The organism is Blautia sp. RTP21359st1_E11_RTP21359_211015, from assembly GCF_040910705.1.
GTDB lineage: Bacteria > Bacillota > Clostridia > Lachnospirales > Lachnospiraceae > Blautia_A > Blautia_A fusiformis.
The window spans coordinates 21110-30673 of the sequence record NZ_JBDGAB010000044.1; the positions used below are offsets into that span (position 1 = coordinate 21110).

Sequence of the window (9564 nt, forward strand, 5' to 3'; positions counted from 1 at the left end):
TTGTTTTTTACAAAAGCAATATGCCAGATTTAGCGGCTATACAAAAAAAAAGACCGGCGACATCTGCCGGTCTTGCCTGTCTTATCCAGAATTTAATTTTCAGGTATACTGAAATACCCTGCGGTCAGCAATGGAAAAGAAAGAATGCCGTTCAATCACATCCGTCAGTTTTTTGTCTGTCTTATCTATGAAATCGGCATTAACACCAGCGGCCATCATTCTCTTCTTACCGTCATTGCTTGTAAGATTGCAATATACCAAAAACTCATCGGGTGTTGTCTTTATCCGGAGAATGATATACAGCCCGGCAAACGTCATAGCACGCATCAGCAAATGTATTACAATCGGAAGAAGTACTACGCATACTTCCATTTGTATCAGAGCAGCATGTGCTGAAGTTAGCAAAAAAGCCAGAAATGCAGCAATCGCCAGTTCTCCAAAAATAAGTGTACGGCTTTCGCATTCCCAAACCCATGGATATTTCGCTTTTGGAATATTGTTTTGTTTTTCTTTTGTCATTTTTTATTCCTTTCTTTCTTATTTTTTTTATCATATTTTTTTCGTCTACAAGAAGTATGTCGAATTTCAGTCCAAAAAGAAAAGGCCAGCATTTGCCGGCCAACGTCTTACTCACATTGCAAAAAACAATGCAACTGCAAGTTCCAAAGAAATAAACAGAAGCCCAACCCCGATTTCCAGAATATAAAACATCTTATCTTTTTCTTCGGTCTCTTTACTTACACACAGCGGGAACATCAGTACCAGAACGGCATACACAAAATAGAGACATTTAATGATGCAAAACCTGAGATTCCCAAGGGTGAACCCAAAGGCCTCACAAAACGGTATATATAAGGCCAAAGCAATAAATGCCCTGTTGCACCAGGTAAATAGCATCCGATTTTTTTGCAAATCCACATCTGACGTAAACTGGCATTCGACATTATCCGGCTGACTTTCTGCTTTTGCATTTTTTTCTTTCAGTTTTTCGTCTCTTTTAGCCAGTTTTGCCTGTCGTTTTTCTATCTTGTACACCTTGCGTTCCAATCTCGCGATTTTCAGAGAAAGCCTTATTTTGGTATAAATAGAGTATATTTCTACCAACATTATGCAAAAAGCACGCATCTGAACGCTCATATTTCCTTTCTGCGCCTGTTTCTCCGCCCAGCGAAATGCCCATCCGTTTAAGCATTTATTTTTGTCCATTTTTTTTGCTCCTCTCTTTTTTTATTTTCGTTTGCAATATGCAGGATTTTTGCACAGCAAAAAAAAGAAGCAGCAGACTTTCGCCTGCTGCTATCTGTGTTACAGATAAAGATTTTCTTTTGCGATTCCTTTTGAGTTCATCTGCTCCAAGATGTATGACTGTACTGTCGTCTGCTCTTTTTCTTTTGCTATCGGAAGCAGTGTTTTTAATGTGACTTTGGAAACGAAGCCCGTTTTCAGAAAATCAACAGCTCTCTTTTCATCTCCTTCATCCAGCAGCCTTTTTATGAATCTTTTTGAGTTCTTTTTGATATAGGCCTTTGCGTATGCATCATTAAATTCTTTATATTCCCAAAAAGCCAGATTTTCTTTCCCTTTTGCAGAATAAGCGCAATCCCAGAACGTACAAAATTCCGTAGTCGGGTCCGTAAAAAATGCTTCGACCCTTGACTGCATTTCTCTATACATACCAGGTTTGATGCATTTTGGCAGATAGGCATATTTTCCAGAAATCTCTAGTTTTACATATGAGTCTGTTACCTTACTGTAATACCCTTGAACCGAGATAGAGGAAACGATGCTTTTGTGGAATATCGGCGAACTCACAGATTCTATGGTATCATTTACAAACCATGTCTCAACATTTTTTATTGATTCAGGTAGACACAGCCTTTTAATATCAGTACCAGAAAAAGCACAAGTATTGATGCCTTCCAGACCATTGTTTAATACTATTGACTCCAGACCGGAATTCATAAAGGCATTTTGCTTGATTAGTTTTATCTGCGGTGGCAGAACAACAGATTTCAGGCTTTTACATCCTCGAAATACGTCAATCCCAATGTCCGTAAGCCCTTTTCCGAAGTCAACCTTTTCTAACATCTTGCAGTCTTCAAACGCACCTTTCTGTATATCGCTTAATGAGTCCGGAAGCCTCACTGACTTCAGATGCGACTTAAAAAATGCATGGCAAGCAATCTGTGTGACCCCTTCCGGAATAGTCACATCGTCTGCGTCAATAGAACAGCTTACCAGGGATTGCATGTCCGATGTATAAATTATACCGTCAACTTCTTTATAATCTGGTGACTCTATTGAGAAGTGATGTACATATGATGCCCCGCTGGATTTATGTGCTAAATCCACAATATCTCCTGGAATCACATATTCATTTGTTTTAAACACTACATTCTGAGGCAGTCCGCTTTCATAGCATATACAGGATAATGTATACTCATTATGTACCACCATCTTCTTTATCTTATGCAACGGAATACCATAAAGAAAGATGATTCTATTGCGGTTTTTATCCGGTATCACGACTTCATCTGCAGTTTCGTCTATTGCAATTACAATATTTCCAGCCATTTTCACACCATTAACGAATGGCTGTGCCATCAGACCAGAATCAGCAAAAATGTTTTTGTTGATAGACATATAAGACATACAACTTGAAAGAGCATCTGTATTTTTAATCTTCAGACTTTTGCAGCCATTAAAAGCATATGCTGAAATGGTATAGACGTTCTTCAGGTCAATTACGTCATTTTCATCGCGATAAAAAGTATTCTTTAAATCAAATTTTCGGACAAGATATGGACCAGACTGAAAACATGTGCTCATTGATTCCACAGACCTTACATTTGGAAATAGACTATTTGGGATATCAATCATCGAGACACCACTCCCTACGATAAGTTTTTTTACGTCCGGAAAACATTTTCGCGTATCCTCCATTGCAACATCCATATATAATTCTACTTCTTCAACTCCATCAAGGATACTCATATCCCGAACGACGCCATCATTATCATAAGAAAAAGTCACTCCATCCTGCAAAACAATTTTTTTATCCATTTTTTTAATTCCTTTCTTTGTTCTTTGTATTAAGTTTCAGAACTAATATGCAGGATTGCATAAGTAAAGAAAAACCAGAAAATTTTGCGATATGTCGGGATTCCGACAAAAGAAAAAGACAGGAAAACCTGTCTTATATGTCAAACGATTGCGAAAGCGATAAACGCAATCAACACCGTCAGACCAAGAAATGTAAACTCTGCCGCCGCCTCCTGATTCTCTTCATCACATGCCTGTACGGCTTTTGGCGTAAGTCCGGCAAAAAATACATAAATGGCTTCTGCCGGCCATAGGCACCACAGAGGGATTGCAATCTGCATACAGCATTTGATAATGCCAACTGCAATAGCGATTGCCAGCAGCAAGTAGAAACCGACCTGGTACCACCACGCCGCTTTCGTTTTCTGCTTTTTCATCTTCTGTACCTCTTCCGGCGTAAACTCTTTTTTGACTTCTGAGACCATCTCATCCCAGAGAGATTTGTTTTTGTCGTTCATATTATTTTCTCCCTTCTTATTTCAAGTTGTATACAATATGCTGACTTTTTGACTACACAAAAAAAACAGGCAGCACAAATCGCTGCCTGTTTTTAGAAAATCGCTATCAGCAAAAATCCACACAAAACCATCATCGCATTCAGTATCCTACCAAATCCGTAATGCACCGTCAGCAGGGATTCGACCAGGAACATAGAAAACTCTACCGCCTGAATCCATACCGGGATTGTCCACCCGGCAAACGCCAGAAAGGCAATCAGGAAAGTCGCGATACAGTACCCAAAACACATTTTCTCAAAGACACCTCTTATCTTTCGCTTATCGGTATACAGGGCTTCCTCCACCCCTTTCTGCTCTTTCCAGGATTTCTTCCAGTGTCACAGGTTCAAAATCCCACAAGCACTGGCATACGCTGAAAGCCTGGCAGGGAGTTTCTTTTTTCTCTTCTTTTGGCCTCCTGTCCTGATTGTACTCTTTCAGATATTTTTGGAACAGGGCTTCCTCTCTGGTGTTATGTAAATGGCCGTAAAGCATAATAGTTCCCTTGTGCTGGCCCTCCCACATCATATACGGACAATGCGTCAGAAGCAGTTTCTGGTTTCGGCCGTGGCACGGGTCAATTAGTTTTTTCATTTGCACAATCTCAACAAACTGCTGCCGCACCCTCAGGTCACTGACATCGTCATGATTTCCAAGGATAAGGTGCTTCCGCCCTTTTAACTGCGCCAGCAGTTCCGGATGCATATTGTGATAGCCTCTTGAACCTACATCTCCGAGGATATAAACGTCGTCTCCGTTCGTGACTTTTTTGTTCCATTTTTTAATCTGGTTTTTATGCATTTCTTCCAAAGTAGAGAATGGCCGTTCTTTCCATTTGCCAGTTGCAAGCAGTGATTCCTGTCCAAAATGTAAATCTGCTGTATAAAAGTTCATATTTAACCTCCGGTTCTTTTTTGGATGTTTCATTGTTCATTTACAATATGCCGGAATTTGAATGCGCACAAAAAAAACGCCGCCTGAAATTTTCAGGCGGCTGTAATCTTAAAGAGTCAGTTTATTTTTACTTTTGGTCTGTCCAACCTTGTTTAAGATATACGCTTTTGCAACAGCAAATCTTTCACAGTCCGTTTTCTCCAGAGCCTTCTGTATTTGATTCAGTACATTAATTGACAAAATATCGTATTGCATTAATTTTGCAAGGTCATTTTCTTTTCCTTCTTTAATAAAGTCTTCAGCCAGGTTCTTTCCTGCTCTTTTTAAGTATGCTTTTGTTTCTTCCTGTTGTGAGATAGCATACTCGTGAAACGCAAAATATCGCTTATATTGAGCATTTCCATCGCAGAATTTGTAAAGAGGTTCTATTTCTCCTGTTCTCTGTGAATTAACAAGATGATTGGCTTTCCTTTTTGCCGGCTGCGTCATATATTCTCTGAACGGAAGCCAGATTACCCGGGATGGTGTTATTATCTTTGTTGCGGTTGTATTTATAACAACATCTTTCGGAATGTCCTCAGTCGCAAGGATAATCTCTTGTGCACGTATTTCCCCTTCACCAAGTCCGCAGAACGATTTCAGTGATGATGGAAGAAAGAGTTTTTCTATGGAAGTACCAAAAAACGTGTCCGCGTGTATGGATTGTGTCCCTTCGTTTATTTTTAATGAATCCGTTCCACAACATGCAATAGAATAACTGGTTAACTCTTTTATTGTTCCCGGGAGTTCCATCTCAGTAAGGCGCCTGTCGCCATTAAAGCAATTTCGTCCAATCTGCTTTACGTTTTTTCCAAAGTGTATGAAACAAAGATTTACGCAATCGTTGAAGGCAAATTCGTCTATTTTTTCAACAGAATCCGGGAGCCATACAGAATTGATTGAATAGCAGCTTGAAAATGCACTTCTTTCGATTTCCTTAACGCCGTCTTCTATTACTGCATCGCCAGCCTTACGCGCAAAGCACATAACTACTCGGCTCATGTCTTTTGTGTATACAACATCATCTATGATTGTATATTCCGGATGGTCATTTCTGATTTCCGCATCATATTTTTTCAGATACCTCAGGTCTTGTTCATCCATATGGTCTGTATTTGTAAAAATCAGATGATTCGGCGGAGAATAAGGCGTGTTAGCGAAGAAAGAGCAATTTCTCTTTATAATCATAGTTGCGTCTCTATTAAAGTCATAGAACGTCGCCATTGTTGTTGCATCTTCCGGGATGATATACTTTTTCGTATCCGCATCAAAATCACACGCGATAGAGCCGACCATCCGCACGCCATCCACAAAAGGCTTTTTCATACATACCATGCTGGATGCCTTAAAAGCATCTGTTGAAACCCAGATAACATCTTCCGTATTAAGGACCTCGTCTGACTTGCAGCCAACCAGTGCATCATTACTGATTGCAACGATGCCACTTAAATCCAGCGGCTCATCCTCATTCAGACAAAAAGCATTAAGCAGGTGCATATTATCATTTCCCGCTTTTTCTATCAACATTGACCCGGATGGATATTTCGGGTTTGTAGATATGATTTCTCGGACATTCGGAAACATAGTATTTGAAATCTGTATAGTTTTGACTACGTCTCCGCCAATTTTCAGTCTCTTAACATTCGGAAACGGTGTTTCGTTGTCAAGATTCTTCAGATATATATGTTCCATGTCTCCAAAGTCAACCTCTTCCACCTGCGGTTTTACCTGAATATCCATACAGGCATCGCCTCTCATCAAAAACAGTACCCCATTTTTATCAATCCAGACGTCTCCTGCTGCTTCCTGCTCCGTAATTTTTTCCATTTTGTTTTTCCTTTCTTTGTTATATTTCTATGTTTCATATCCAATATGCACGAAACAGAAAAACAAAAAAAAGAGACAGACAAAAAGCCTGTCCCTCAAGCGTCAGAAAACCCCTGCTGCCCCAACCACCAACAGTATTCCGAACAGCAGCAGCATTGACCCGAAAAAGATTTCATCTTTCTTTGGGTCCTCAGCGTCTACTGCATTCGGAAGCAGCATCAGGAAGACGGCAAAACCTGCCTCGCCAATCCACAGCAGTGGCAACGGCAACGGTCTGTATGACATCAGCCTCATCACAAGAACTGCGAATGCATACATGGAATACACCCCAAGGATTCCTTTTAATAAGATGTGTTTGCCTGTTACCCTCATTCTTTTCTCTCTTCTTTCCATATTACTCTTTCCTTTCTTCTTTTGTTTTTTTGCGATTTCAATATGCCGGAATTTACGAGGTACAAAAAACGGATTTCTTACCGCTTTTCTCACCGCTTTTCTCACGGTGAGAAAAAATCCTGCGTCTTTTCTGCCGCTGGCAGCCTTACTTCTTCGTCTTCGGTGCCCAGATGCCCTCCGCCGCCTGACGGCGCCTCCGGGCTACATCATCCCTACTGTACACCTCCAACTTCTGCTTTCTTTCCCCTACTCACATTTTTTTCTTTTTTACTTTATATCCCCTTTTTCAATTCCTTTTCTTTTTTTTGTATATCTTTATCTGTACATCTTTCTTTTCTTTTTCTTTTTATGCGTATCTTTATGTGTACATATCGCCTTGCTTTCGGAACGCAACTGCATCAACTGCCGCTAACTTTATTTCCGTGCATATGCTTGTTTGTGCATTCTTTTTTTTCTTCTTTTTTGCTGTATATGCTTGGCTGTATATTTCTTTATGCCTGGATACCCTTGCATGCACATTCTTTTTTTATGTATACCCTTTCGTATATATTTAATTTCACAAAGTGCATATGCTTGCCGGACGTTGTATATTTTTTTATGTATATCTTTATGTGTGTATTTTGTTGTTAGAAGTGTATATACAAGGCTGCGTATTTATATATAAAAATGCATATCTAAAGCGGATGTATAAGAAAGAGAAGTGCATACACTATGTTGCCCACTTTTTTTTGCCGGCTGCTGCCGGCAGGATACTTAAAATGTACACACATGCATGCACACACAAAAAGCCTTCCCAGCGGGCAGGCTATATTTAAAAAAATGTATACATTTGCCGGCATATTTTTTCGGTGGTTTTATGTATACACATGCATACGCTCTTTTCCTCCTCTCCCAATTTTGCCGGCATTCTTCCGCAGCAGGCATACCCACAAAAATACCCCTCTCCCGCCTTCAGCCATATATTTTTTGCACCTCTTTTTCTTCATAAACCCAAACGACAGAGAAAAAGCAATAAGCATCCACTTCAATTTCATCAGGATAAAGAGCAAAGAGGCAACCGCAGAACAAAAAAAACAGAAAAAATATAAAAATAAAAGAATTTGTAGAAACAAGAAAAATGTTTTCGTAAACCGCGGTTTTCCACGCACGTCGATAAAAAACAAAAGAAAAATAAAGAAAAGCAAAGGGTAAATAAAGATAAATATACAAATTCTATTTTCAAATTAAAAAGATAGAAAAAATGGATATTTTACAAGAACAAAACGAAAAAAATAAAAAAATAAAACAAAAAAAACAAACAAAACAGAAAAATATTAAAAAAGATATTTCAGAAGGGTTTCCACTTTTAGAAAAAGGTTATTAGATGGACGTAGCCCGAAGGCGCCGTCAGGCGGCGAAGGGCGTCTGGGCCGAACTAAAAGAAAACCAACCGGCAGCAGGCATAAAATCGTTTCAAACATGCGTGAACGCTTATTTTTTGAAACTTTGGATTAAATATTTAGTGAGAAATCAAAATGAAATGTGGAACAATGTGAAAGAAAATAAAAAGAACAAAGAAAAAAAGCAAAAAAAGCAATTTATCTCAAGTTGTCACTTTAATTTTTTTTCATTCATTTTTTATTTATTAGGATATCAAAAAAACCAAAATCTCATTCTGGTAAAGCAAGATTACCAGAATTAATCCTACCAAAATGTTGTTTATATTTTTGCATCTTTTTGAACAATGAAAAAAGTATATGTATAGATATACACTTTTCTGAACGATATAAAATCCAGCATATTTCTTTTAACAAACAAAAAGAAAGGGGATTAAATCATGAGAAAAACAACAGATATTAACGGATTGAAGGATGTGGCAAGAATGATGCTTTACCTCCCGATTGCGGAAACAGAGTTTGACTTCATTGTAAATCATCCAGTATTCCAATCGCCATATTGGTTTGACAATGAAAAAATTATCAATATCAAAGATTCAGAAGGAGCATTTAAGGAAGCCTGCGCCGCATATGAACAGAAAATAGATAAGACAGAAGAACCACTTATGCTGATGTATATATTCCGTCCTTCATATTATTTAACTTTTCTCAAGTTCAGCCGGCGCTTCTGGTCAGCTAATGATTTTGCAAAGGTTCTTTCAGAGGCCTGGGTTGAAGAGGAAAACCCAAACGGAGATGTAAATGTACCGGTATCGCTATCTGCGAAATGGTTTAAACAGTGTCCAAAAGAAGCGTTAATGAATTGTGAGGAATATGACACATACTTATGTCTTCCTGACTCATTTGTTGTATATCGTGGTGTTGCAATTGGAAGAAATCCGGAGGGAATGTCGTGGACCAGAGAGCTTGATGGTGCCGAATGGTTTTCAAAAAGATTTGGAGAAGATGGATACATCATTAAAGGCATTGCATACAAAAAAGATGTTTTAGCATATTTTTCCAGGCGGAATGAATCTGAGGTGCTGATTTCTGCTAATGATGTACATGATAAGATTATCATCAAAAATGCTGATGACCTGATAGCATGTTAGAAGAGAGTGAACTACTCGGCAATTAAATTACTGAGCATCTGATGTGCGGAGCCTGGGCCCCGTAGATTCAGGGTGGGTCCATACCACCACTACTGTTTTTTACGCAGCTACCTTTAAAACATAAGGATGTGAGATAGATTTGGCATCAAATGTCAGGTCTATCTCTTTTTGTTTCAGATAAAGTCGCAATATGTTGAATGCTCCAACGCAATCTGCATTCCAGGCAAAATCATTATCTATGTATAATCCACGCTCCACACGATTCGACTTTTTCGCATATCTCCG

General features: G+C 38.9%; 12 protein-coding genes and 1 pseudogene. 4 read left to right on the forward strand and 9 right to left on the reverse strand.

All coding sequences use genetic code 11. The features are described from left to right. Positions 1 to 99 precede the first annotated feature (99 nt). From AB5026_RS13930 to AB5026_RS13965, 8 genes are all read right to left on the reverse strand, one after another. The gene (locus AB5026_RS13930) at positions 100 to 519 is read right to left on the reverse strand and encodes a hypothetical protein (protein WP_368213527.1); all 420 of its coding nucleotides are present in this window, start codon (positions 517 to 519) and stop codon (positions 100 to 102) included. Positions 520 to 630: 111 nt separating this feature from the next. Beyond that, entirely contained in the window at positions 631 to 1206 is a 576-nt protein-coding gene (locus tag AB5026_RS13935) for a hypothetical protein (protein ID WP_368213528.1), read from the reverse strand. 99 nt (positions 1207 to 1305) lie between these two features. Next, positions 1306 to 3063, reverse strand: a complete 1758-nt coding sequence (locus AB5026_RS13940; protein WP_368213530.1) for a leucine-rich repeat domain-containing protein — start codon at positions 3061 to 3063, stop codon at positions 1306 to 1308. A gap of 140 nt (positions 3064 to 3203) precedes the next feature. Next, a complete protein-coding gene (locus tag AB5026_RS13945) occupies positions 3204 to 3560 on the reverse strand; it encodes a hypothetical protein (protein ID WP_368213532.1) in 357 nt (118 codons plus the stop codon). A 92-nt stretch (positions 3561 to 3652) separates the two neighbouring features. After that, positions 3653 to 3904, reverse strand: a complete 252-nt coding sequence (locus AB5026_RS13950) for a hypothetical protein (RefSeq protein ID WP_368213533.1) — start codon at positions 3902 to 3904, stop codon at positions 3653 to 3655. Further along, positions 3879 to 4493 (reverse strand): metallophosphoesterase, encoded by a 615-nt coding sequence (locus AB5026_RS13955; protein ID WP_368213534.1) that lies wholly within the window; start codon positions 4491 to 4493, stop codon positions 3879 to 3881. The genes AB5026_RS13950 and AB5026_RS13955 overlap by 26 nt, the downstream gene beginning before the upstream one ends. Before the next feature lie 108 nt (positions 4494 to 4601). Further along, a complete protein-coding gene (locus AB5026_RS13960) occupies positions 4602 to 6359 on the reverse strand; it encodes a leucine-rich repeat domain-containing protein (RefSeq protein WP_368213535.1) in 1758 nt (585 codons plus the stop codon). A gap of 102 nt (positions 6360 to 6461) precedes the next feature. Then, positions 6462 to 6752 carry a hypothetical protein gene (locus tag AB5026_RS13965; RefSeq protein WP_368213537.1) on the reverse strand — a complete coding sequence of 97 codons (291 nt, stop codon included), beginning with the start codon at positions 6750 to 6752 and terminating at the stop codon, positions 6462 to 6464. A 711-nt stretch (positions 6753 to 7463) separates the two neighbouring features. On the opposite strand from AB5026_RS13965, the gene AB5026_RS13970 reads away from it, so the two are divergent. From AB5026_RS13970 to AB5026_RS13985, 4 genes are all read left to right on the forward strand, one after another. Further along, positions 7464 to 7943 carry a hypothetical protein gene (locus AB5026_RS13970; RefSeq protein WP_368213539.1) on the forward strand — a complete coding sequence of 160 codons (480 nt, stop codon included), beginning with the start codon at positions 7464 to 7466 and terminating at the stop codon, positions 7941 to 7943. Between the two features lie 49 nt (positions 7944 to 7992). After that, positions 7993 to 8115, forward strand: coding sequence for a hypothetical protein (locus AB5026_RS13975; RefSeq protein ID WP_368213540.1), 123 nt, complete (start codon positions 7993 to 7995; stop codon positions 8113 to 8115). Continuing rightward, positions 8116 to 8433 carry a hypothetical protein gene (locus AB5026_RS13980; RefSeq protein WP_368213541.1) on the forward strand — a complete coding sequence of 106 codons (318 nt, stop codon included), beginning with the start codon at positions 8116 to 8118 and terminating at the stop codon, positions 8431 to 8433. 135 nt (positions 8434 to 8568) lie between these two features. Then, positions 8569 to 9279 carry a hypothetical protein gene (locus AB5026_RS13985; protein WP_173734581.1) on the forward strand — a complete coding sequence of 237 codons (711 nt, stop codon included), beginning with the start codon at positions 8569 to 8571 and terminating at the stop codon, positions 9277 to 9279. Between the two features lie 99 nt (positions 9280 to 9378). Here AB5026_RS13985 and AB5026_RS13990 read toward each other — a convergent pair. Further along, positions 9379 to 9564, reverse strand: a pseudogene (locus AB5026_RS13990) (RNA-guided endonuclease TnpB family protein); the annotation flags it as partial.

Excerpts from the sequence above, each read along its gene's own strand:
- AB5026_RS13930 (WP_368213527.1), bottom strand. The coding sequence starts at position 519 with ATGACAAAAGAAAAACAAAACAATATTCCAAAAGCGAAATATCCATGG.
- AB5026_RS13980 (WP_368213541.1), top strand. The coding sequence starts at position 8,116 with ATGGACGTAGCCCGAAGGCGCCGTCAGGCGGCGAAGGGCGTCTGGGCC.
- AB5026_RS13985 (WP_173734581.1), top strand. The coding sequence starts at position 8,569 with ATGAGAAAAACAACAGATATTAACGGATTGAAGGATGTGGCAAGAATG.
- AB5026_RS13940 (WP_368213530.1), bottom strand. The coding sequence starts at position 3,063 with ATGGATAAAAAAATTGTTTTGCAGGATGGAGTGACTTTTTCTTATGAT.
- AB5026_RS13955 (WP_368213534.1), bottom strand. The coding sequence starts at position 4,493 with ATGAACTTTTATACAGCAGATTTACATTTTGGACAGGAATCACTGCTT.
- AB5026_RS13945 (WP_368213532.1), bottom strand. The coding sequence starts at position 3,560 with ATGAACGACAAAAACAAATCTCTCTGGGATGAGATGGTCTCAGAAGTC.
- AB5026_RS13965 (WP_368213537.1), bottom strand. The coding sequence starts at position 6,752 with ATGGAAAGAAGAGAGAAAAGAATGAGGGTAACAGGCAAACACATCTTA.
- AB5026_RS13975 (WP_368213540.1), top strand. The coding sequence starts at position 7,993 with ATGGATATTTTACAAGAACAAAACGAAAAAAATAAAAAAATAAAACAA.
- AB5026_RS13960 (WP_368213535.1), bottom strand. The coding sequence starts at position 6,359 with ATGGAAAAAATTACGGAGCAGGAAGCAGCAGGAGACGTCTGGATTGAT.
- AB5026_RS13970 (WP_368213539.1), top strand. The coding sequence starts at position 7,464 with ATGTTGCCCACTTTTTTTTGCCGGCTGCTGCCGGCAGGATACTTAAAA.
- AB5026_RS13935 (WP_368213528.1), bottom strand. The coding sequence starts at position 1,206 with ATGGACAAAAATAAATGCTTAAACGGATGGGCATTTCGCTGGGCGGAG.